Origin of the sequence: Flavobacterium sinopsychrotolerans, from assembly GCF_900110375.1 — a bacterium.
GTDB classification, from domain to species: domain Bacteria; phylum Bacteroidota; class Bacteroidia; order Flavobacteriales; family Flavobacteriaceae; genus Flavobacterium; species Flavobacterium sinopsychrotolerans.
This window is the reverse complement of sequence record NZ_FODN01000002.1, coordinates 538,609-564,175: the sequence shown is the minus strand read 5'-3', so window position 1 is coordinate 564,175 and position 25,567 is coordinate 538,609. Positions and strand designations below refer to the sequence as shown.

The window sequence follows — 25,567 nt, the reverse complement described above, 5'->3', positions numbered from 1 at the left end:
ACGCCGGCAGCTTCCTCTTCAGTGGCGCAGGTGAAATTTGAATTTATAAGACAGCACAAATACTGTTATCCCGTCGAGAGCATGTGGAAGGTACTTAGCGTGAGCAAGAACTGAAATTAAAATTAGAATGACAGGAAGCCATCGAAAAGAGCACTGAACAATCTTGCCCTGATCCAACAGATAAAAATCATACATTACCGAAGCAAGAAAAGATACGGTACCAGAAAACAGGCTTGACAGGGCATTCACCTTGAGCAGGGAAAATGAGGTCTGGTCATCCGACATAACATATATCAGTACGGCCAAGAGGTAGCTGTACCTGACAGCGGTAATCGACCTGTTCGACAGGAAGGTAATCGCCTGGGCACTGTCCACTACGATTACTGAAAGAAATACCAATATCAGCACCCTCAGGGTGGCCCTTGCCAGCAGGCCAATCACCAAAAATTCTCCCCGAGTTTTCCACTCTGACCACGGAATACAATACGCCTGTGCTGAATTTGTTCGTGAAATAGGAAGTCATAATTCAGTTACCAGAAGCATGTCAGAAAATGGAAACTGCTGGGACAATGTAATGGGCTTATCGCCAAATTACGAAACCCAATTATCCGTATTCAAAACGTAAAATCCAAATTACCAGCCACTAATGACTGTGATTGACAAAATGAATAAAAGTTACGGCACCAACAAAATTAAGTTTTTTTCACAATCACTTGGCAGACAATTGAAAATGAAACAAGAAAAACTATCCCCATCTTTTACTACAAACAATTAGGAAATTATTTTGATTTAATTGTAAAAGTGTACTAAAAGTAATTTATCTTAGGTCGAGAATCTAAGAAAAGAAAACTTCGTTACTCTTCCAATAAAGGTAGAGGGGGCGGTTAATTTACTCTGTTTTATTTCGCCTATATTCAAGATCGTATGCTATTTACTCAAAAAAATCATAAAGAAAATGTTTGATATTCTTGAAAAATTTTTAAAAAGAAAAACTGATCTCGATGATCTTACACTTAAAAAAATAATTTCATACTTTAAAATTATACATACAAAACGCAACCAAATTCTTCTCAACAGCGACGAAATATGTAAAAATTATTATTTTATAAACAAGGGATGTATTCGGCTTTTTACAACTGATAAAGAGGGTAATGAAAATTCAAGATATTTTGCATTTAAAGAAAATTTCGCCACCGCTTTACCAAGTTTTATTGACCAAAAGCCTGCCGAAGAATACCTGCAAACAATTCAAAAATCAGAATTACTTTATATTTCAAGAACTGATTTTTATTATTTGGTTAAAACTGTGCCGCAATTCGCAAAAATATATACTGAAATTTTAGAGAATGGGTTCATAATGGCACAAAAACGAATTTACGGATTTCAAGGATTTGATGCTGCGGAAAAAGTTAAATGGATTATTAAACACCAACCAGAATTATTATTAAATGTTTCCAATAAAATGGTTGCCTCCTATTTGGGTATATCGCCTTCAACTTTGAGCAGAATAAAATCTAGATTATAAAAAACGTTGACATAGAACAACTTTTTTGAAATATGAATAAATTATTTTTGTAAAAAAAACGAATGAAAATTTTATTTATATTTCTTACTCTTATTCCTATAGTAAGTAATGCACAAAAAAACACCGAGATAAAAGAAGTCTTACTTGAAAAAAATAGCTACATCAAAACTATTGATAATTTAACATTAGACGCTGCGTATATTTTGACTAAGCGAGCTACTGAAAAAGCTACTGCACTAGGTAAAAAAGTAACAATAGCAATTCTTGATGCTTCTGGAAATATCATTTTACTAGTTCGAGCAGATGGTGTTGGAATTCATAACACTGAAGCAGCCAGGCGAAAAGCTTATACAGCATTATCAACTAGAACTCCAACACTTGAATTATTACGAAATGCAGAAATAAATCCTGACACTAGAAATTTGAATACAATACCAGAACTACTACTTTTAAGTGGCGGTTCACCAATTTGGTATAAAGGAAACGTGGTTGGAAGCATTGGAGTTGCTGGCGGTGGCGGTCCTGATAACGATGATTTAATAGCTAAATCAGCAATACTTAATGAAATTGGAATTACTACAACAAAATAATTAAAATAAAAAAAAATGAAAAAATTAATCCTTACACTGATTTTAGGGCTATTGACAACTATTATGTTCGCTCAAAAAAACAATTTCCAACTTTCAAGTCATATTTTAGACGTTTCTAAAGGTACACCAGCAACTGGTATATCTATTAAATTAGAAAGGTATAATGAACTAACCAAAATCTGGACATTTGTAGATGAGAAAAAGACTGATTTGAACGGAAGAATAACTGATTTTTTAAATTCAGATAAATCAAATTTAGGTATTTATAAATTAACTTATTTCACAAGTGATTATTTTAAAAAAGATAATATTGAGAGTTTTTACCCTTTTATAGAAGTTGTATTTCAAATTAAAGACCAGAATCATTATCACGTTCCAATTACACTTTCTGCATTTGGATATTCAACTTATAGAGGAAATTAAAATACAAAAAGACATGCAATCGAGTGCGCGGCTCCGCTATAAAACTAACGGAGCTTGACTCTCCCACTACCTTACTTAAGATTTTTCGTCTTCGAAGGAGCAGCGAAAGTTATTATTGAAGAAAATCACAAAAAGAGGCGATATTTAGAATCAGGGAATTTTTTCCTAAGAAAAAAACCTTTGACACAAGCCGTTAAGAGAGATAGTTTTATTATCAGCTACCCCAAAATTCGAAATTTTGTTGATCCCTAGCTGAACCGTCATTATAATATTCACTTCTATCATAATCCATTCCCTATTTTTGATTCTTTCAATTCAAAAAATTCGCTTGTGGAATATCTAATGACTCAAACCTTACAACAACATACGGAAATTTTTTCTTGATTATTTTTTTTTAGCTTCCGTGAAACAAAGAATAAGTTGACGTGCTTAATGCATCAATCAATATAATTCTGATAGCATTTACAACTTCTATTGGCGTTAGTCCATTGCATTATTAGTCCTATTTTTTACAATAGCTTACGCTATTAATTTTCGTCTACCAAAGGGAATCATTTATAATAAATGCGAATATGAATTCGGTTTTCATTTATCGACTTTTTCATTATCAAACTGTTTGTTATGGTCAAAAATGATTTAAATCATTGAGTAAAAAAATTATAGTAAGTTTGTAAATGAATTCCATCGAATTTTTTATAAAAAATAACAATAATGAGTTTAAAAGATTTATTAGACAGTAGTAAAGATAAAAGCCTATCTGGCCAAAAGTGGCATATGCTAAGACAAGCAATCGTAAAACGATTATTGTCAGCTGGTAATGCTACAATAGCAGAATTAAGTTCTGAATTACAATCTAGTGTTCCAACGGTCACTAAGGCTGTTAACGAATTATTGTCAGAAGGATATGTAATAGATCTTGGAAAAATTACCAATAGTGGAGGAAGACGACCTTCTTTATATAGTATCAATCCAACTTGCGCCTACTTTTTAGGGGTCGAAGTTAGTATTGCCAGTATGTCTATTGGTTTACAAAATATTAAAAATGAATTTGTCAGTATTGAATTAGGAACTTCCTTTGCTTTACAAAATACTCAAGAGTCTCTATTGGAATTTTGTACTTTGATAAATTCATTTATAGAAGATAGTGTGGTCGAAAAAAAGATGATTGTAGGTGCTTGCATCAACTTTTCAGGACGCATTAATTCGATGGAAGGATTTAGCTATAATTATTTCTTTAGCGAAAACAGACCTTTAACAGAAATCATTTCAGAGCAATTGGATTTGCCGGTTCATTTAGAAAATGATACCAGAGCGATGACTTTTGGTGAATATTCTGAAGGTGTGGTTGATGATGAACAGAATATAATATTTGTAAATTACAGTTGGGGTGTCGCTATAGGAATGATAACTGATGGTAAACTTTATTATGGAAAATCCGGTTACTCCGGAGAATTTGGTCACAGTACAATCTTTGACAACGGAATTATGTGCCAATGCGGTAAACTTGGATGTCTGGAGACTGAAATTTCAGGATGGTCCTTAGTAAACCAGTTCAAAGCGGCTCTAAAAGAGGGAAAACAATCAAAAGTAGTACTTGATGAAAATTCTTCTGCTTTACAACACCATACTATTATTTCCGGAGCTTTTAATTTAGAAGACACTTTATGTATTGATTTAGTCACTAAGCAGAGTGAAAAAATGGGACGCTACTTGTCTATTCTACTCAATATCTTTAATCCTGATTTATTGGTAATTGGAGGCGATTTTGCTCAATTGGGTGATTACACACTTCTACCTATCCAGTCAGCATTAAAAAAATATTCATTGGGTTTAGTTAACCGCGATATGAAACTTAAAAAATCAACTTTAGGCCGTCGCGCTGGTGTCATTGGCGCCTGTTGTGTCATAAAAGAAAAAATGTTATCCCCATTAATTAATAACTAAAATTACTTCTAAATTTTAGTTATTAAAATAATTTAATAACTATGTTGCATTTATTAAATTAATTTATATATTTACAACGTGATAATAAATCAACGCGGAAAACATTCTATTTAAAATTTTATTTTACACTTCTTGCATTTCTCCAAAAGGGTAAGTAAACCAGTTTATTTCAAAAGAAAAAAACCGTACCAAATTACTATTACAAAAAATAGATTGGATCTTTTAAGAGTACTAATCCTATATGTATTTCAACTGTATTATCTTGTATTACTATGATTTTTAACTTGTTAAAAATGGTTCAGAGAAATTGAAGCAAGAACTTATACTTATAAATTGCAAACAAGGTTTTCACTATTGTTACTATAAAAACAACAAAATTAGGGAATACCCTTTTTTATAAAATATTAATTTGTTATCCATAAAAAAAGCCAGCACATGCTGTAAACATTGCTGGCTGGTTCTTAATAAAAAGAACTGTGGTTGGATAACAAATAAATAAACCAAGAAGGAAGAATTATTATTAACCTAACCATTACAAAAGTATGAATTTATTACCAAAAAGCAAGCCAAAAAATTATTGGCTTACCCCAGACTTCGGGAAAGCTATGAAATTAACATCCTTATTTCTAGTCGCTTTTACCGCACAAGCATCAGCCTCAGCGTTCTCAGGAACAGATGCTTTTTTAGAAAAAAAGGTTACCATTACAAAAGCTACAAACAACTTAACCCTAATCCAAAAACAAATTACCGGAAAGGTAACTGATGAAAAAGGAGAATCTTTACCTGGTGTTAATATTATTGCTAAAGGCACTAATATTAGTACACAAACTGACATAGACGGGAGATTCACTATTGAAGTTCCTGACAATGTTACAACATTAATAGTTTCTTATATAGGTCTGCAGGAACAAGAAGTAACTATTGGAAACACTCCTCTTAATATTGTTCTGAAAGAAGTAGGACAACAAATGAATGAGGTTATCGTTGTTGGTTATGGTTCACAAAACAGGAGAACCTTAAGTACATCAGTTTCTAAATTAGATAAAAAAGTTTTAGAAAACGTTCCTTACTCAAATGTGACGCAATCCTTACAGGGAAATGTAACTGGTTTGGTAGTACGCACGGCATCGGGACAACCAGGAAAAGCATCTAACATTTTGGTGCGTGGTGGTACTTCTATTGACAATCCAGCGGGTGCAACTCCATTATATATTGTTGACGGAGTTCTAAGAACCCAAATTGATGATATCAACTCTTTAGATATAGCCTCTTTACAAGTATTGAAAGACGCTGCTGCGACTTCAATCTATGGAGCCCGCGCATCTAATGGTGTAATTATTATTACAACTTCAACCGGTAAAGCGGGTAAAACCAAAATCACGTACAATGTTTCGACTCAAAACAGTCAAATTGGAAAAAAATATGATTTTCTAGACGGTGGTGACTATATCAGACTACAGCGTTTAGGGTTGTATAATGCTGCCGAAATCGCTGGACTTACAACAACAACAGGTATTGCAAGACTTGGGCAATTAACAGGCGCTACTCCTGCCGGTACCGGAAACAACTTATTGAATAACACGCCATTCGCTACTTTATTAAAATCGAATTTATCCGCAATAACTATTGGAGAATTACAAGCTAAAGGCTGGCAGGAAATGGCAGATCCCCTTAATGCTAACAATACTATTATGTACAAAAGCACTGATTGGAATGATGTTTTATTTCAAAATGCAATTACCCAAAACCACACTTTAGGTATTAGCGGCGGTGGAGATACCGGAGTTTTTGATTTAAGTTTAGGCTATCTAAAAGGGGACGGAATCACTATATTTACTGGTTATCAACGTTTTACCAGTAAACTGAATGCTTCTTTGAAAGTAGCTGATAACTTTACAGTAAACGGTAGAGTATTGTTTTCCAAAGCTAGTAATAACCAAGTAGTTGCCAATAGTGTGGTCTTCAATAGATATTTAGGAAACGCTCCTACAACAAAATTATATTTAGAAGATGGTACTTTGGCTCCAGGGCAAAATAATATTAATGGAAATCCATTATATCAAATGGGTAAAGTAAAAGGGATTAATGAAAATAATAAATTGCAAATGGGTGTGGATGGTGATTTGAAAATCACTAAAGATTTAACTTTTACACCTTCATTATCTCTTTACAATGAAAATGAAAATGGAAATACTTTTCAACAGGCTTTTTTGAGTGGTAGCAATGGTTTGGTTGATAATACCCGTACCGCTACCCGATTAAGCAATCAAACAACGCAAATACAATATGAAGGAGTATTTTCTTTTGACAAATCTTTAGAAAATTTAGGCGATTTTCAAGCAAAATTAGGAGCTTCTAAATTTGACAGAACCATAAAAACATTTAATGCTTCTGGAAAAGGAAGTCCTTCGGATCTTGCGCAAACATTAGATTCATCTCCAATACCAGTTTCTGTATTCAGCAATAATACAAGATTAATATTAAACAGTGTTTTTGGACGTGTAAATTATGATTACAAAAGCAGGTATTTTGCAACAGCCTCTTTCCGTTATGATGGTTCATCTAGTTTAGGCCCGGATAATAAATATGGTTTTTTTCCAGGATTATCAGTAGGTTGGAATGCACATGAAGAAAATTTCTGGTCCGCATTACCCGAAGTTGTTTCCTCTTTTAAACTTCGTGGAAGTTATGGTGTAAACGGAAATTTAGGAACCTTGGGTGATTTTCAAGCCGGAGGATTATATTCTGGAACAACAAATGGATTTGCCAATAGCTACAATGGGCAATCCGCAATTGTAAATTCTCAAATTGCAAATCCAGGTTTGAAATGGGAACAATCACAAACTATAAATGGAGGTTTTGATTTGGGCTTTAATAATGATAGAATTAGGATAATTGGAGATTTCTACAATAAATTAACCTCTGATCTATTAACGAATTTAACGCTTCCTTCTAATAGTGGTTTCTCTACAGTCCTAACAAACTTAGGCGGATTAAGAAGTAAAGGTTTTGAATTAGAATTAAATGCAAATGTGTACAACAATAATGATTTAAAAATTAATGTAGGTGCCAATGTTTCGCACAATACTAATGTGATTGAAAAATTACCTTCAAATGGGAATTTAAACAATCGAATTGGAGGGACTGAAATCTGGGATGCCAGCAGTGGTTCTTATAAATTTGTAGGAGGTTTACAGGAAGGTCAAAAAATTGGAGATTTTTATGCTCACAAACAATTGTATATCCTTTCTACACAAGCTGAAGCAGATGCTTACAATCTAACCACACATGATAACTATGTAAGTAAAACTGGTGCAACAGGTGGTAATCCAACTGGTAAGAAATTTGCTGGAGATGCCGTTTTCTTAGATGCTGATAACAATGGAATTATTGACAGCAGAGACAGAACTTTCATGGGTAATATGTTTCCTAAATTTGTAGGCGGATTTAATTTTGATGCTAATTATAAAGGATTCTCTTTAACTGTACGAACAGATTACTCTTTAGGAGCTACCATTTACAATGAATCAAGAGCACGTTTTGTTGGTCAATTCCAAGGAAATTATGGACTATTGGCAGAAAGCTTACAATCTTGGCAAAAAGAAGGTGACATAACTGATGTACCAAGATACCGCTGGGCTGACCAGACCAACCAAAATAACTTATTCCGTTCTGAAGCTAGTGGTGCGGCTTATAATACCAATATGTTTCAAGGAAATAGCCGATATTATGAAAGTGGAGATTATTTATGTCTGAGAGAAGTTACGATCAGTTATACAATTCCTGAATCAATAGTTAGCAGAATAAAATTATCTTCTGTACGCGTTTATTTGACAGGAAGCAATTTACATTATTTTACTAAATACAGTGGCTTAAGCCCCGAAGTACAAGGTATTGATGGAGGTTCAAGTCTTGGATTAAATGATGCAGGGGCAAAAGGTACCTATCCTGTTCCAAAAAACTTTATCCTTGGTTTAAACATTGGTTTATAATTTTTAATAATAAATATCATGAAAAAGAAAATTCTTTTATTCACTATACTTTTTACAGGACTTTCACTATTCAGCTCCTGTGAAGATGATTTAAACTTACAATCTGAAAGCGTAATTACTTCTGCCAGTTTTTGGAAAACAGAAGATGATGCGAAAGCAGGTGTAAACGGTATGTACTTCAATTTTAGAACCCAAACCCAACAAAATTATTATTTATTGGGTGGTGCTAGAAGTGCTGAAATAACAAGCGGTGTTCAATCACCTCTGAATTTGGCAAATTATTACAATAACAACTTAACAGCACAAAACATTGATGTGGATTGGGCTGGTTTGTACACCGTAATTCATCAAGCGAATTTAGTTTTGAAATATGTACCTACTATTCCATTTAGTCCAACAACTGTGAATGAGCAAAAGAGGTACATCGCGCAAGCGCATTCTATGCGTGCTTTAGCTTATTTCATTATGGCCCGTTCTTGGGGTGGGGTGCCAATTGTAACTGCACCAACGGAAAATACAAATCAATCCGAATATATTGTTCCTCGTAATACAATTGAAGAAACTTTTGCCTTTATTAAATCTGATATTGAATTGGCAATTGCTAATTATCCGGATGCAACAAATAATAAAGCACAATTATCTTTAGCATCAACTTATGCTTTAAAAGCAGATGTGAATTTATGGACTGCGAAACAATTAGGTGGTGGAAATACCGATTTAAATATAGCTTTGGCAGCAATTGATGCCATTCCTACTGCACCAGTATTATTAGCCAATTTCAAAGATGTTTTTGGTTACACGAATAAAGGTAATGCTGAGGTTCTTTTTGCAGTTCGTTATTCATTAGCAGATGTTCCTTCATCGTTATCAGACAATTGGAATTCTTTCATGTTTGTGGGACCAAGTGACTTTGCACCGCTAACGGCAGCAACAGCAACAGCAACTTTTGGAACCTTGGGAGTTGGTACAGGAAATGCAGGTATTTCAAGAGTGCAACCAGATATTACCCGTTTCAACTTTAGCAATACAGATACCCGAAAAACAGCTACTTATTTAACTTTATTCAATGGAACTACTCCGGTTGTAACAGGTTTGGTGAAATATAACGGAACAGTAGACGGCGCTACCAGAAGATTTGTTAGCGATATTATTATTTACCGTTGGGCAGATATATTATTAATGAAAGCAGAAATTAAAAATGCTTTAGGTCAGGATCCAACTAATGAAATGAATCAGGTGATGCAAAGAGCCGATGCTTCTTCTTCATTTACAAATGGTTCTCAGGCGGCTAATAATGATGCTATTTTAAATGAACGTTTAAAAGAACTAGCTTTTGAAGGTAAAGCGTGGTGGGATTTAGTTCGTTTCAATAAAACAGATATTGTTCCATCGATGGCAGGTAAAAAGATATTGTTTCCAATATCTCAAAATACTATTAACTTTAATCCTAAAATCACTCAGAATCCATAGTGAAAAACTGGATTTAAGAAGTATAGTTTAAATAATAAGCCGGGAATATTTAAGTTCCCGGTCTATTTAAACAACATAAACAAAAGACAATTTAAAAAAATACCTCATGAAAATTGAACATTTACAAGGGCTTATCTCAGCTCCTTTTACACCCTTTGACTCCAACGGAAAATTAGATGTTAGTCTAATTCCAGCTTACTATACTTTTCTAAAACGAAACGGAATAACTGGTGCTTTTATTAACGGATCTACCGGGGAAGGTGTTTCAATAACATTAGAAGAGAAAAAAGCAGTTGCTCAAGCTTGGGCAGATTGTTCCAATCACGATGCTGATTTTAAAGTAATGGTATTCTTAGGCGGAACTTGTCTTACGGATTGCATTGATTTGGCTAAACATGCATATGAAATCGGGTTGTATGCTGTTTCACTAACGGCTCCATTTTATTTCAAACCTGCAAATGTTGATATGTTGGCGCAAGCCTGTATCGAAGTGGGTGAAAGTGTTCCTAACATGCCTTTTTATTATTACCACATTCCAGTATTGACAGGCGTAAACTTACCTATGTTTGATTTAGTACAGGCCTTAGACGGGAAACTTCCAAATTTTGCAGGAGTGAAATATACGCACGAAGATTTCATGGATTTCCAAAGTTGCATGAGTTATGAAAATGGCAAATTTGATATGCTTTGGGGACGCGATGAGAATATGTTATCTGCATTAGTACTAGGAGCGAAAGGTGCTGTAGGAAGTACTTTCAATTATGCAGCTCCGTTATACTATGATTTAATTGCGGCTTTTAATGCAAATGATTTGGTTACAGCGCGTGCTTTGCAGCAAAAATCAATCAACATGATTCGCTTATTGGGTAAATATGGCGGTATTTCAGTAGGTAAAACCTACATGAAAGTGGTAGGATTGGATTTAGGTGAGTTTAGATTGCCTGTTAAAAACATGAGCGCTGACCAATTTGAATTATTCAAAAAAGATGTCGAAAACCTACATTTTGAAGATTTCAAATCAAAATAACTTCGTTCGTTTTATTTTAAAATAAATACTATGAATAACTATTTTTCTTATCTAATCCTTTGCTTACTTATTATGTCGACAACAGATGCCCTTTCTCAAAAAAAAGCTGTAAACCATATTGAATGGAAAAAAGCAGCACAACTACAAAATGCTGATGGAAGTATATCATTGGGCTTTGCAGGTGCAATTAATGGTATTACTAACGATGTTTTAATTGTTTCAGGAGGTGCTAATTTCCAAGATAAAATGCCTTGGGAAGGTGGAAAAAAACACTATTCAAAAGAAATTCATGTATTGCAGAAATGCAACAATATATATAGCTGGAACAAAGAGGTAAAAAGTACATTACCCGAACCTATCGCCTATTGTGGTTCTACTTCAACCGATTTAGGAGTGGTATATGTAGGTGGTGAAAATGAAAATGGACTTTCCAATAAAGCGTTTATCTTAAAGTGGAATGCATCTAAAAATGAGGTTGAAATAAAATCGCTACCTAATTTTCCGATAGCTATTACAAATATTGGCTTAACACATATTGGCAATGTAGTGTACGCCATTGGTGGTGATGAGGCGACTAAATCTTCTAATGATTTTTTAAGCCTTGATCTAAACAGCAAAAATCCGGAATGGATAACACTACCAAAATTACCTATCGCTCTGGCAAATTCAGTTCCGGTAGTTCAAAAAGACAAAAACGGAATTAATATTTATGTGATTGGCGGAAGAACCAAAACACCTACGGGCATCAGTGATTTACACAAAACCACTTTTGTTTTTAACATTAAAAAACAAATATGGGAAAGTCGTGCAAACATATCTGATGGAAAAAATACAACCAACTTTTCTGCAGGTGCAGGTGTTGCTGTAGGCAATCATTCTATCGTAATTGTTGGTGGTGATAATGGTGAAACTTTTCATAAAATCGAAACCTATTTGTCCCAAATTGCAAAAACTGATTCTCCGGAAGAAAAAGCAAAACTATCCGTAGAGAAGAATAAGTTGAATACAAATCATGATGGTTTTTATAAGGGAATTTTGGTCTACAACACCCTTACAGATTCATGGTCTACCATTGGTGAACTGCCCTTTCTTGCTCATGTAACTACAACAGCCACACTCTGGAATGACGACATTGTTTTATCAAATGGGGAAGTAAAACCAGGCATTCGTACTCCTGATGTTATGTTAGGAACAATAAAATAACGACACAAACAATTGGTTTTAAATTTTTTTGATGTTAAAAAAGAAGATTAAAACTAAAAAAAATAAAATATGAAAAACACAAAGCATTATCCTTGGATTGTAGTTGGTTTACTCTGGCTGGTAGCATTGTTAAACTATATGGACAGACAAATGTTGGCCACGATGCGTCCGTCAATGGAAGCCGACATCCCTGAATTAGTATCCGGTGAAAATTTTGGACGCTTAATGGCTATATTTCTTTGGATATATGCTTTGATGAGTCCAATATCTGGAATTATTGCTGACAAATTAAACAGAAAATGGCTTATTGTAGGCAGTTTATTTGTGTGGTCAGCAGTTACGTATGCTATGGGATATGCAACAACATACAATCAGGTGTATTGGTTAAGAGCACTTATGGGAGTGAGCGAAGCCCTTTATATTCCAGCTGGTTTATCGCTAATAGCCGATTATCATCAGCAAAAAACAAGGTCTCTTGCTATTGGTATTCACATGACTGGACTTTATGTGGGTTCTGCATTAGGAGGTTTTGGAGCTACCATTGCTGCTACCTATTCTTGGCATACCACTTTTCATTATTTTGGAATCGTTGGTGTTTTGTATGCTGTAGTTTTGGTTTTCTTATTAAAAGAGAAAAAAGCTACTGAAATAAAACCTATTGATTTGATAACAACAAATGAAAAAAGTTCACTGTTTAAAGGTTTAGCACTGCTCTTCACAAACATTTCTTTCTGGGTTATCTTATTCTATTTTGCCATAATAAGTTTACCGGGTTGGGCTACAAAAAACTGGTTGCCTACCCTATTTTCAGAAAACCTAGCAATTCCAATGGAACAGGCCGGTCCATTAGCAACCATTGCCATCTCCTTTTCATCCTTATTAGGAGTGATTTTCGGAGGTATTTTATCAGACAAATGGGTACAAAAAAATATAAAAGGCAGGGTTTATACCAGTGCGATTGGTTTGAGTTTAACGATTCCTGCATTATTGTTAATTGGTTTTGGAGATTCATTATTCAATGTCGTCGCTGCTGTACTTTGTTTCGGTATCGGTTACGGAATGTTTGATGCCAATAACATGCCTATTATATGTCAATTTGTTTCTTCAAAATACCGGGGAACGGCCTATGGTGTCCTAAATATGACCGGAGTTGGTTGTGGTGCATTAGTAACTTCATTATTAGGCAAATCATCCGATAGCGGGACTTTAGGCTACGGTTTTGCTTTGATGGCGGGAGTTGTTGTAATTGCTTTAGTAGTTCAAGTCAGTTTTCTGCGTCCAAAAGTGAATGATTTTGTCGATGCCTAAAATACATTAGTATCGTTTACTAAGTTCAAAAAATTGTTTTAAGTTGGTTTTTGGTTTTTATCTGTTAAGGCGGAGCCTTGTGTTCCGCCTTGCGGATAATTTATGCCCATTTTTAATAATTTCTGAAAAAATAAAAACATGAATACAATGAAAAGGAATCTATTCTTAGTGGTCTTTTTGATTTCAATAATCATTCATTTTGAGTCATTTGCACAAAAAACAAAACTCAAAGTAGCTTGCATTGGAGATTCCGTTACAGCTGGTTATCTTCTGTCTGATGCTACAAATGAATCCTATCCTTCGCAACTTCAAATCTTGATGGGCGGACAATATGAGGTAAAAAATTTCGGGCATAGCGGAGCAACACTTTTGAAAAAAGGAAGTACACCCTACTTTAAAACTAAAGAATTTGTCGATGCCATTTCATACAGCCCTGATATAGCCATTATTCATTTGGGCTTAAACGATACCGATCCTAGAAATTGGCCCAATTACAATGCAGAATTTGATGCTGATTACGCTTGGTTAATAGACACTTTAAAAAAACAAAATCCGGCAGTCAAAATTTACATCTGTAGATTGACTCCCATATTTAATGAACATCCTCGTTTTAAATCAGGAACCAGAGATTGGTTTTGGCAAATTCAATCTCATATACCAGATATTGCAAAAGCAAATCAAGTGGGTTTAATTGACTTACATGAAAAATTATACCATCGTCCCGATCTTTTTCCCGATGCTTTGCACCCTACAAAAGAAGGAGCAACTATTCTTGCCAAAACCGTTTATAAAAACATCACTCAAGACTTTGGCGGATTAAAATTAGCAGCAGTTTTCACGGATAATATGGTTTTACAGCGCAATCAACCCATTTCAGTTTATGGAACGGCCAATGGAGGCGATACCATAGAAGTGACTTTTAAACAACAAAAAAAGAACGTCATTGCCGACAAATATGGAAAATGGAAAATTACTTTTCCTGCTATGACACAAGGTGGGCCTTATGAAATGACTATTCAATCTAAGGAAACAAAAATTATTTTAAAGAATATTCTGGTTGGCGATGTTTGGTTTTGTTCCGGACAGTCGAATATGGCATTTCAACTTCAAAATTCAGAAAATGGTGCAGCAGAAGTAAAAAAGGCAATCGCAAATTCTACTATTCGATTATTCAATGCTAAAGCGATACGGGAGACTGATGAAACGGCTTGGGATTCTATAACATTAGTTAAAACCAATCAGCTGCAATTCTTTTCCGGAAGTTGGTCCGTATGTGATTCGATAAGTGCCAAAGATTTCTCGGCCATTGCCTATTACTTTGGTAAAAACATCGCACACGAAGAAAATGTACCTGTGGGATTAATTCAAGTTGCCGTTGGAGGATCACCAATAGAATCTTGGATAGACCGAAATACCTTGGAACATGACGACAAAGTAGTTGATGTATTGACCAACTGGCGCAAATCTGATTTTATCATGCCTTGGGTTAGAGAACGTGCCAATTTAAATTTGAAGAATGCTAAAAATTTAAAACAACGCCATCCCTATGATCCTTCCTATAATTTTGAAGCTGGAATGGAAGCTTTTACAAAATTTCCAATAAAAGGTGTGATTTGGTACCAAGGCGAAAGCAATGCACACAACGTTGAATTATACGAGCATCTCATGCCAAAATTAGTCGAAAGTTGGCGCAAAGCTTGGGACGCTAACCTACCCTTCTATTATGTGCAATTATCAAGTATTGAGCGACCAACTTGGCCGGCCTTCAGAGCTATGCAAAACAGATTGCAAAATAAGATTCCTAACAGCGGTATGGCAATTAGCATGGATTATGGTGATGCGCTAAATGTGCATCCTATTAAGAAAAAAGAAGTGGCCGATCGTTTGGCGCTTTTAGCCTTGCGCTACACCTATGGAAAAGCTGTAATTGCAAATGGTCCTTCCGCTGTGAAAGCCATACAAAAAGACGACAACATTCTAGTTTCGTTTGCATTTGCAAAACAATTAACTACGTCAGACAAAAAGGAGTTAATTGGTTTTGAATTAGTAAACGATAAGGGAAATCGCTTTCAAAGTAAAGCCGCAATTGTAAAAAATCAAGTCATTATTACTATCCCTAAAGGAGAAAAAATAAAGACTGTTTTATATGCATGGAAACCTTTTACTACAGCCAATTTAGTGAATGAAGCTGGCTTGCCTTGTTCGACTTTTAAACTTGAACTCCATGCAATTACCAAAAATTAAAAGAGATTCCATAGATACAGTCAAATGTGTTTGACTGTATGATATACAAATTAACCCTAGTACAAAATAAAATATAGTAGTTACATAACATATAGTAAAGAAAATGAGTTATTCAAAAATAGATCTTCAAAACCTCAGAAACTTTTATCAGAATCAATTGTTAAATGACACCGTTCCCTTTTGGTTTCCACGCTCCATTGATACCGATTTTGGAGGTTATTTATTAATGCGTGATCAAGACGGAAGTTTGATTGATGATGACAAAGCCGTTTGGATACAAGGGCGTGCCGCTTGGTTATTGGCTACACTTTACAATACAGTCGAGCCAAAACAAGAGTGGCTGGAAGGTTCTAAAACTGGTATCGATTTTTTAAACAACCATTGCTTTGATACTGATGGACAGATGTTTTTTCACGTAACACGCGATGGACAACCCATACGCAAACGCCGTTATTTCTTTTCGGAAACCTTTGCGGTTATTGCCATGTCAGCTTACGCCAAAGCTAGCGGAGATGAAACAATAGCTGAAAAAGCACGGTTTTTGTTCGGAAAATGTATAGAATATTCTACTAATCCTGATTTATTAGAACCTAAATTCACCGCAACCCGGCCGTCAAAAGGAATTGGTACACCTATGATTCTCATAAATACAGCGCAACAGTTACGTGACAATATTGGAGATCCGCGTTGTGATGAATGGATTAGCAAATGGATTGCAGAAATTGAAACCTATTTTGTAAAAGACGATATTAAATGCGTGATGGAGCAAGTAGCTCCAGATGGTTCTATTATTGATCATATTGACGGTCGCACCTTGAATCCTGGTCACGCTATTGAAGGTGCTTGGTTTATTTTACATGAAGCAAAATACCGCAACAATGATCCTCATTTAATTGAATTGGGCTGTAAAATGCTGGATTATATGTGGGAACGCGGATGGGATAAGGAACATGGCGGTATCCTCTATTTCCGAGATGTATATGACAAACCTGTACAGGAATACTGGCAGGATATGAAATTTTGGTGGCCACAAAACGAAGTAATTATCGCAACACTGCTCGCCTATACTATGACTGGCAATGAAAAATATGCAACATGGCACAAAATGGTACATGATTATGGGTACAGTAAATTTCATGATGCAGCAAACGGAGAATGGTTTGGTTATTTACATAAAGACGGAACCATAGCTCAAACCGCAAAAGGAAATATGTTCAAAGGACCGTTTCATTTGCCAAGACAGGAATGGTATTGTTTGCAGATTTTAAATGAGTATCTAAAAGAGAACAAGAACGTTGTCGGTAGCGAACTAGATTAAATACACTTAAACTATAAGAAATGAAAAAAGCTATTATTAACGGGATCGTACATACAGGCGAAGAAATAAATAATGATGTCATTATTATAGAAAATGAAATAATTATTTCTGTCCAAAAAGAAATTCCTACTGATATTCCGTTGATTGATTTGAAGGGAAGTCATATTTCAGCAGGTTTTATTGACATACAAATAAACGGTGGAGAGCGACTTTATTTTAGCCAAAATCCAACAGAAGAAACCATTCAGGACATATATGAAACCAGTTTAAAATATGGTACAACACATACACTTCCCTGTCTGATATCATCTTCTAAGGAAACCATTCTTCAAGGAATTGAAGCCATTCGCAATTATAAAGCAAAATACAATAATGGAGTATTGGGAATGCATCTGGAAGGGCCATTTTTAAATTCTTTAAAACGCGGTGCACATAGCATTAATCAGGTTCGTAAACCTACTAATTCCGAGCTGGGAGAAATTATCCGTTATGGCAAAGACGTGATAAAGGTAATCACAATTGCCCCGGAATGTTTTACCGATGAACAGTTGGATATGCTCTTAGAAAGTGGTATTGTTATTTCTGCGGGACATTCGACGATGACCTACAAAGAAGCCCAATATTATTTTTCTAAAGGGATTAAACTCGTCACCCATTTGTTTAATGCGATGACGCAATTTGGGCATCGGGAACCGGGTTTAGTCGGAGCAACATTTGAAAATGAAAGCGTTTATGCTCCTGTTATTTTAGATGGTGCGCATTGTGATTATGCCGCAGCAAAATTGGCATATAAATTAAAGCAGGATAAATTCTTTTTAATTAGTGATGCTGCCTTTTTAGGACGAAAAGTTTCCAGTTTTAGGTGGGAAAATTTTGATGCTCATCTGGAGAATGGTTTTTACAGAAATGACGAAGGTAATCTAGCCGGCGCCAGCATTTCGATGAAAGAAGCGGTTCAAAATGCGTTCACTCATTTGAATGTTTCGGCTGATGAAGCCATTAAAATGGCTACTTGCCGAGTAGCAGCAGCTATAAAAATGGAAAATCAATTGGGCAAAATAAAACCCGGATTTCCGGCAAGTTTTGTCACTTTCAATGATGATCTATCAAGAATAGAAACTGTAAATTATAATCCGATCTAAAGAATCAATATTAAAAAACAACTACACAAATAACTCTAATAAAAATTAAAATGAAAAGTGTTTTAGAAATTAAACCTGACATCAGTTATAAAAGTGCCGGCAAATTTGAAGAAACGAGATTCGAAAAAATTCACAATGAAATTTTCAAAAATTCGGTTGAAGGTTCAAAAATTGTTGCTCAAGAAATAGCCACATTAATTAGATCCAAACAAGCCAAAAATAAATCTTGTGTTCTTGGTTTAGCCACTGGTTCTTCACCTATAAAGGTCTATGAAGAATTAGTTCGAATGCATAAAGAAGAAGGATTGAGCTTTAGTAATGTAGTCACTTTCAATTTGGATGAATACTATCCAATGACAAAAGAAAACAACCAAAGCTATCACTATTTCATGCATCAGCATCTTTTTAATCATATCGATATTAAACCGGAAAATATAAATGTTCCAGACGGAACAGTAGCAATTAATGAGCTAAATCAATATTGCGTTGATTATGAACTGAAAATAAAAAATGCCGGCGGACTTGATTTCCAATTATTGGGAATTGGTCGTACCGGACACGTAGGTTTCAATGAACCAGGCTCCCACATCAATTCAGGAACCCGAATTATCACTTTGGATCATATTACCAGAGTAGATGCATCTTCGGATTTTAACGGAATTGATAATGTTCCAAAAAGAGCCATTACCATGGGAGTTTCTACCATTCTAAGGTCTAAAAGAATTGTATTAATGGCTTGGGGCCAAAATAAAGCTTCCATTATCAAGAGAACTATTCAAGGAGAAATAAGCTCTGAAGTTCCTGCTACTTTTTTACAAAATCATACCAACGCTACTTTCGTTTTAGACCAATCTGCCGCTTCCGAATTAACTCGTTTTGAAACACCATGGTTGGTAGGAGAATGCATTTGGACTAAGGAATTAAAAAATAAAGCTATTGTTTGGCTTTGCCAAGAAACAAAACAATCGATATTAAAGCTGACCGACAGGGATTACAACAATAACGGAATGTCAGATCTTTTGGCACAAGAAGGTTCTGCTTATGATCTGAATATAACTATGTTCAATCTATTGCAACATACCATAACAGGATGGCCGGGAGGAAAACCCAATACCGCTGATTCCCACAGACCTGAAAGAGCAAATCCTGCAAAGAAAAGAATTATCCTTTTTAGTCCGCATCCAGATGATGACGTGATTTCTATGGGAGGAACTTTTTCGAAATTAATCAAACAAGGACATGATGTTCATGTAGTATATCAAACTTCTGGAAACATTGCCGTTACAGACGATGAAGCCTTGAAATTTGCCGAAGTCTGTAATGATTTTATTGGAGAAACAGAATGTGATGTAGATTTTCCTGCAGTAATCAATTTCATTAACAATAAAACAGAAAATCAAATTGATTCTCTTGAAGTTCGAAAATTAAAAGGATTAATTAGACGTCGCGAATCGTATGCTGCAACAAGATATATTGGGCTAAAAGATGAAAACACACACTTTTTAGACCTTCCTTTTTATGAAACGGGCCGAGTAAAGAAAAATCCATTAGGTGCAGATGATATCGCCATAGTTGCAGCTATTATTTCAAAAATAAAACCGCATCAAGTTTTTGCCGCAGGAGATTTAGCAGATCCACACGGTACGCATGAAGTTTGCCTGAATGCAATATTTGCCGCTATGAAACAACTCAAACCGGAACCTTATATGAACGATTGTTGGTTATGGTTGTACAGAGGTGCTTGGCACGAATGGGATATCCACGAAATAGATATGGCTGTTCCCTTAAGTCCTGATGAGGTTTTGTTAAAAAGACATGCGATTTTATACCACCAATCCCAAAAAGACAGAGTAATGTTTCAAGGGAATGATTCTAGAGAATTTTGGGTACGAGCCGAAGATCGTAACAAAAATACAGCAAAACTGTACGACGATCTAGGATTAGCAGAATATGAAGCGATTGAAGCTTTTAAACGATTTGATTACTAACCCTATAATCCTATTCATTAAATTTTTTAAAAAACTATCAATGACATAAGGATTTAATAAGGATATTGATAGTTTTGCATTTTATAAATAACCCCCAATTTTACTTTCAAACCTACATGATAAAAAAACATTATTTATTCGTATTAACACTTTTAGCCAGTATCACTATTGGATGTAGTCATGACGAAAACCAAGGCACTGCATACCAACCTAATTATTTACCTAGTCTTGACGCTACAAATTTACCCGTAGGAAATCGACCTATAACAATGTTTGAAGATGACGAGAATCCGTCAAAAATGTATGATAAAACAGATCGTTGGTTTCGAGTAAATCAACCACTTCAAATAATCCAAAAAGGAAAAGATTCGGTACAAATATCGCTATATTCCCCTGTCGGACTGAGTGATGTAAAAATCTATGCTAAATTACCCAACTATGAAAAGCGATTTCTAATTTACAATTTTACAAAAATACCTGCTTTTCATCGTTCATCGCACCAAATTCCATTAGTAACTGGGAAAAATGATTATTTACTTGAAACAGGTAATACTGTTACGATTGATAAAATTGAAGGTTTTTCTACTGGTGCTATTGAATTTTCAGTAGAATCAACAGATCCCTTATTCGCTAAATTAAAAAAAATAAAATCTTCGCGATTGGTTCAGTTTAATGATGCCTATCATGTGAATGAACTCGGCAAATTTTTACCAATGAATCCCGTTTTAGCCAAAGAAGCCATAACAATGATTATAAATTATTCTTATGCATTGAGTCATCCTATATATTATGATACTTTCACAAATTTTGACAAATACAAACAAGAGCAAGCTACTCTGGCTGGTACTGCTGTAGATGGTGCATTAAATTGGCATGGTAATGCTGAAGATGTTGATGGGGTTTATGATTATTTTTCCAAAGCAGTAATTGAAAAAACATACATAAATTACATCGACAATAGAACGGTTTATTTGGCAATGGTAGGTGGAGCGGCAGCTTTAGGAGGCGGACCTTTGGCTTCTCAATGGGAATCCGGATATGTAGCTGGACATTGGAGAGGAGATATGTCGGTTTGGTCACACGAATATTCACATCACAGTGGTTACGGTCATAGCAGCAATTTAGCAAATAGTGGTCAAGGTGGTGGTCAGCAAGAAATGCTAACTCAATTTTATAAATACTTAATACACTTAGACGATCTTCCTTTTACTAATCCGGATGTACTTAAAGGCTGGACCAAAACAAAATATCTGACAGGGACTTATAGTAAACCTATTTTTACTATTAACCCCAAAAACCCTTTTTTATTAAAATATAAAGGAACAGGAAAATGGAATTAACAAATATAATCAAAATGAATAAACTCCCTTTTTTCATAGTACTACTTTGCCTCTTTACAAATTGTAGCAAGGACACTTACGATACAGAACCAACAAATTATATTTATCACTACCCAACTGAAGAAGCAACAATCACAGCTAGCCAAATCGGAACAGGAAACGGAACATTAGAACCTAAAGGAATCGCGATTTCGAACGAAAAATTATATGTATGTAATGGTGATGTCCTTGAAGTTTTCAATGCCATAACTTTGGAATACATAAAAACAATTACGAACTACACAAAAGGAAATACGATAATCCCGCTAACTAATCTTTCGTCAGTATGCATTGATAAAGGACGCATCTACCTTGGAAGTGTTGATTCAAGACTTTTTGTAATTGATGAAAACACCAGCGCAGGAATAAGTACCGTTGGAAATGGACAATGGTGGAATACATTTGTACACGTTTTTGGAGTTGTTGTAAAAGATGGTTTGGTATTTGTCAAAGAAAAAAATACCACAATTAAAGTTTTCGAAACAGCCCAAATTACCGACACCAGCAATTGGAATTTAGCACCTATTGCCAAATTAAATACCTTAAATGGCGGTACTGAAATCTATTCCATGGATATCGATTTTGGAAATTTAGTGGTAGCGGGAAGAGACGCAAAAAGCTTTTTGTATTATAAAATCGATGATATTCGCGCCAATGCCACAAATTCACTCACAACCCCTATAAAACCTGTAACATATATATTTTCAGATAGTAAGCCTATTTCTATCAGTTTTAGTACTGATTGGGCTATCACAACGGAAAACACCGGAAGTTTATATTACTTGCGTCTTTATCCTAAAGAAGAGTTTAGTACTAAAAATTACAATTCACGAGTTAATGCTTCTGACATTATGGGGCAAAATCCTTTTGGAAACATTATTAGTGCAGCACAACTTAACAATCGTATTTTTTTAGCAGACAATACAAATAAAAAAATAAGAGTTATTAAAATTAATCAATCTACAATCGCTGAGCAGAAAAATTAATAATTTAACTCCAATGACAACATTGAAAAGAAACTCCATTCAGTAAGTCTAGACTGCCCTCCAAAAGTTTAAACGATTTTAATAATAATGAGCTCTAATATATCATCGGGCTCATTATTTTTACATTTAGAGGATTCTTTCGTTATTGTAATATTCTTTACTTTCTGGTTTCAAATCGTTTATACCCTTAAAATGGATATCCTAATTTAGCGAGTAGGTATAATTCAGAAAAAAATCTGCAGATACAAACAAAAATACTGCCTAACAGTTTCTCTACTTTTTGTTTGCACATCCAATAGGAATAAATAACCTAAATTAGTAGAATTATGTTATGAACAAGAAGAACGTTCGGGAAGGATTTCGATAAATAAAATATAGGAGATGAACCGCATTATTCAACAAAATAATGCGGTGTAAAAAAAGCCATTAAAATTGGTTAATCAAACAATTCATTTAACCAATGTTTTTTCTTGTGTTCCTTATAGTAGCCATGCTGTGGCTGGCTATCAGGAGCTTGTCTACTGAATTGAGGATTGTTCTGCGTTTCAATTCCCGACCTTTCTATTATTTTATCAAGCTCACCTCGATCTAGCCATATTCCACGACATTGCGGACAATAATCAATCTCAATTCCTTGTCTATCAGACATAACAAGCGGAACTTTACAACTTGGACAATTCATAGTATTCAATTTTAGTTATTTATTAAATCTTTATTTTTTGGAAAAGCAACAGAAAGTAAAACAGAAATAAGCAATATACCAGATATTACCATTAAAGAGTGGACAATTGGTATTTTATAGAAACCAACAATTGTCATTTTTACTCCAACAAAAACTAATATTACCGATAAACCATATTTTAAATAGTAAAAATATTTTGTAATTCCAGCCAAAGCAAAATACAACGCTCTTAAACCCAATATTGCAAAAACATTAGAGGTAAAAATGATAAACGTATCATTTGTAATCGCAAGTACCGCAGGTATTGAATCGACAGCAAAAATCAAATCAGTAAATTCTACAATAAGAAGCACAATAAATAATGGTGTTGCAAATCTTTGATCTTTTAATTTTACAAAGAATTTACCTCCATGTATTTCTTCTGTAACGGGAAAGAATTTTTTAAATAACCTTACTAATGGATTTTTATCCGGTTCAATCTCTTTGTCTTTATGAAAAATCATTTTAATACCCGTATAAATAAGTATCGCCCCGAAAACGTATATAATCCAATGAAACTTACTAATGAGAGCCACCCCTGCGAAAATAAAAATGCCGCGCATTACCAAAGCTCCTAAAATCCCCCAAAATAATATTTTGTGCTGGTACTTTCTATCTACATTGAAATAGGTAAACAGCACGATAAAGACAAATAAATTATCAATACTCAATGATTTTTCAATCACATAAGCTGTTAAAAACTCAATTGCTTTTTCTTTGCCCATGAAAATATAAACACCATAATTGAAAATTATGGCAAGGGATATCCATACAGCGCTCCAAATAAGAGCTTCTTTAATTTTTACTTCATGAGATTTTCGATGAAAAACACCTAAATCTAATGCTAACATTGCTAGGACAAACCCTAAAAAACAAATCCATACAAAACTATCTATTATCATTTATTTTTAAATTACGTATTTAATTAAAACAAAACTATCAACTAATAAAACATCTACCTTATCTCTCCACTTTCGCAAATTAATACAACCTATTCTTTGCCATTCCATAGTTTGTTTAGAAAATTAATCGCCTCATCTAACACTCCTGAAAGCCCATTTTGAGCAATAGTATCGGTCATAGATGAAATTAAAGAAAAGAAAATGGTAATTATCCCAATTACGAGAACTATTGCGAGAATCAAAACAACAAGGAAAACGATCTTGAGTTTCTTATTGTTTCTTAAACTATTGATAAATGCAATTGCGTTAAAACTTCCATGACCACTGGAATAGGTCTCGTATCTATAATCATCATTTTGATAATAATTATGCAATGCATGTTTTTTATGAGGCTTGCCTTTTTTTTTCAAAAAGTATTCAAAATCCATATTGATGTATTTTAGTTAATAAACATATTTTTTTGGCATTACTGCATAGGATAGTAATGCTGTTTGAGTGGATGAACAATTTTCAAACACTAAACAAGAGATTATGGAATATTAACTAAGCTTTGGCGGTTGCCAAACGGAGTAAAATGGTTGAGATGATCTACTGGTAAAATAAAAATGGTTGTGTTGGGTATACTTTTCAACCATTAAGAAAATTTCCAATCCGTAAATAATTTGGTCTTCTTCGTTTATTTCCAAATCAAAGTCTACAAAATTAGGAGATACACTTTTTTCAGAGTTTAACTCCACTAATGAAGAAGTATCACTTTGTTGAAAACAAATATTATAACACAATAACATGCTCACGAAGAGCAAAATGCTATTGACTAAATTTTTTCGACAAAGATTCATGCGGCAAAAGTAATTAAAAACTAATGTATATGCATTTCGAGATAAATAATTTAGATTAATTTAACACCAAAGAAGCATACAGCAGAATTGTTACCAAAATTAAATTGGCATGTGCAGTATTAATGAAAATTTAACACTTATAGAAAAGCTACAGATACTGTACTTTATAACTTTGTAACTGGACATACTAAGTTAAAGTGGATATGGGCTTATGAATAATTTTAATGTTTCTCATTGACTTTATTAAATGGCAGACAGCATACTCAAATGCATTGAATCTAGCAGAAAATAGTTCAAAAATCATCCCGACAGGGTCACTCTTAAAATCATCAAAAACAATGTTAATCAATAGTTTAATGGTTTTATATTTGTAAATTTGTACGATTTTCGTACGGTAGCTTTAAAGTTGTATTTTTAAAGTACATTTCTACAATAATAAATGTTTTGTTTTCAAGTGTATACTTTACACACTTTACATTATCAAATTAGATAGTGGTTTTAATTTTTACAACTTCTTTAGGTTCTCCTCCGTACTTTTCAAACTATGGCACTGTTAAGCCCCAAAA

General features: G+C 34.3%; 20 protein-coding genes. 17 read left to right on the top strand and 3 right to left on the bottom strand.

Going from position 1 to position 25,567, the window contains the following annotated elements; genetic code table 11:
- The first annotated feature begins 313 nt into the window (after positions 1-313).
- The 17 genes from BMX64_RS15985 (at position 314) to BMX64_RS06525 (ending at position 22,539) form a co-directional block, all read left to right on the top strand.
- Positions 314-625, top strand: a complete 312-nt coding sequence (locus BMX64_RS15985; protein WP_396180370.1) for a DDE-type integrase/transposase/recombinase — start codon at positions 314-316, stop codon at positions 623-625.
- Positions 626-646: 21 nt separating this feature from the next.
- On the top strand, positions 647-775 hold the full coding sequence (locus tag BMX64_RS15820; RefSeq protein ID WP_262987361.1) for a DUF4113 domain-containing protein: 129 nt from the start codon (positions 647-649) through the stop codon (positions 773-775).
- Between the two features lie 180 nt (positions 776-955).
- Positions 956-1,525: a Crp/Fnr family transcriptional regulator gene (locus BMX64_RS06595; protein WP_091168793.1), complete on the top strand. Its 570-nt coding sequence runs from the start codon at positions 956-958 to the stop codon at positions 1,523-1,525.
- A 62-nt stretch (positions 1,526-1,587) separates the two neighbouring features.
- The gene (locus BMX64_RS06590; protein ID WP_091168789.1) at positions 1,588-2,115 is read left to right on the top strand and encodes a GlcG/HbpS family heme-binding protein; all 528 of its coding nucleotides are present in this window, start codon (positions 1,588-1,590) and stop codon (positions 2,113-2,115) included.
- Positions 2,116-2,130: 15 nt separating this feature from the next.
- A complete protein-coding gene (gene uraH / locus BMX64_RS06585; RefSeq protein WP_091168786.1) occupies positions 2,131-2,538 on the top strand; it encodes a hydroxyisourate hydrolase in 408 nt (135 codons plus the stop codon).
- A 711-nt stretch (positions 2,539-3,249) separates the two neighbouring features.
- Positions 3,250-4,482: an ROK family transcriptional regulator gene (locus tag BMX64_RS06580; RefSeq protein WP_091168782.1), complete on the top strand. Its 1,233-nt coding sequence runs from the start codon at positions 3,250-3,252 to the stop codon at positions 4,480-4,482.
- Between the two features lie 542 nt (positions 4,483-5,024).
- A complete protein-coding gene (locus tag BMX64_RS06575; RefSeq protein WP_091168779.1) occupies positions 5,025-8,474 on the top strand; it encodes a SusC/RagA family TonB-linked outer membrane protein in 3,450 nt (1,149 codons plus the stop codon).
- Between the two features lie 18 nt (positions 8,475-8,492).
- Positions 8,493-9,944 (top strand): RagB/SusD family nutrient uptake outer membrane protein, encoded by a 1,452-nt coding sequence (locus BMX64_RS06570; protein ID WP_091168774.1) that lies wholly within the window; start codon positions 8,493-8,495, stop codon positions 9,942-9,944.
- A 106-nt stretch (positions 9,945-10,050) separates the two neighbouring features.
- Positions 10,051-10,971 (top strand): dihydrodipicolinate synthase family protein, encoded by a 921-nt coding sequence (locus tag BMX64_RS06565; protein WP_091168771.1) that lies wholly within the window; start codon positions 10,051-10,053, stop codon positions 10,969-10,971.
- Between the two features lie 30 nt (positions 10,972-11,001).
- Positions 11,002-12,174 (top strand): kelch repeat-containing protein, encoded by a 1,173-nt coding sequence (locus BMX64_RS06560; RefSeq protein WP_091168768.1) that lies wholly within the window; start codon positions 11,002-11,004, stop codon positions 12,172-12,174.
- A 69-nt stretch (positions 12,175-12,243) separates the two neighbouring features.
- Positions 12,244-13,482, top strand: a complete 1,239-nt coding sequence (locus BMX64_RS06555; protein WP_091168764.1) for an MFS transporter — start codon at positions 12,244-12,246, stop codon at positions 13,480-13,482.
- 147 nt (positions 13,483-13,629) lie between these two features.
- On the top strand, positions 13,630-15,726 hold the full coding sequence (locus BMX64_RS06550) for a GDSL-type esterase/lipase family protein (protein WP_091169058.1): 2,097 nt from the start codon (positions 13,630-13,632) through the stop codon (positions 15,724-15,726).
- Between the two features lie 103 nt (positions 15,727-15,829).
- A complete protein-coding gene (locus tag BMX64_RS06545) occupies positions 15,830-17,044 on the top strand; it encodes an AGE family epimerase/isomerase (RefSeq protein ID WP_091168761.1) in 1,215 nt (404 codons plus the stop codon).
- Between the two features lie 20 nt (positions 17,045-17,064).
- Positions 17,065-18,186 (top strand): N-acetylglucosamine-6-phosphate deacetylase, encoded by a 1,122-nt coding sequence (nagA, locus tag BMX64_RS06540; protein WP_091168758.1) that lies wholly within the window; start codon positions 17,065-17,067, stop codon positions 18,184-18,186.
- A 50-nt stretch (positions 18,187-18,236) separates the two neighbouring features.
- Entirely contained in the window at positions 18,237-20,174 is a 1,938-nt protein-coding gene (gene nagB, locus BMX64_RS06535; protein ID WP_091168754.1) for a glucosamine-6-phosphate deaminase, read from the top strand.
- A gap of 116 nt (positions 20,175-20,290) precedes the next feature.
- Positions 20,291-21,514 (top strand): hypothetical protein, encoded by a 1,224-nt coding sequence (locus BMX64_RS06530; protein WP_091168751.1) that lies wholly within the window; start codon positions 20,291-20,293, stop codon positions 21,512-21,514.
- A 14-nt stretch (positions 21,515-21,528) separates the two neighbouring features.
- A complete protein-coding gene (locus tag BMX64_RS06525; protein WP_244273242.1) occupies positions 21,529-22,539 on the top strand; it encodes an NHL repeat-containing protein in 1,011 nt (336 codons plus the stop codon).
- 436 nt (positions 22,540-22,975) lie between these two features.
- On the opposite strand, the gene BMX64_RS06520 is transcribed toward BMX64_RS06525, so the two are convergent.
- The 3 genes from BMX64_RS06520 to BMX64_RS06510 all read right to left on the bottom strand — a co-directional run bounded on the left by BMX64_RS06520 (position 22,976) and on the right by BMX64_RS06510 (position 24,590).
- Entirely contained in the window at positions 22,976-23,188 is a 213-nt protein-coding gene (locus BMX64_RS06520) for a TFIIB-type zinc ribbon-containing protein (RefSeq protein ID WP_244273264.1), read from the bottom strand.
- A 44-nt stretch (positions 23,189-23,232) separates the two neighbouring features.
- Complete coding sequence (locus BMX64_RS06515; protein ID WP_091168739.1) at positions 23,233-24,162, bottom strand: TerC family protein; 930 nt, start codon at positions 24,160-24,162, stop codon at positions 23,233-23,235.
- 89 nt (positions 24,163-24,251) lie between these two features.
- Positions 24,252-24,590: a hypothetical protein gene (locus tag BMX64_RS06510; protein WP_091168736.1), complete on the bottom strand. Its 339-nt coding sequence runs from the start codon at positions 24,588-24,590 to the stop codon at positions 24,252-24,254.
- Positions 24,591-25,567 lie beyond the last annotated feature (977 nt).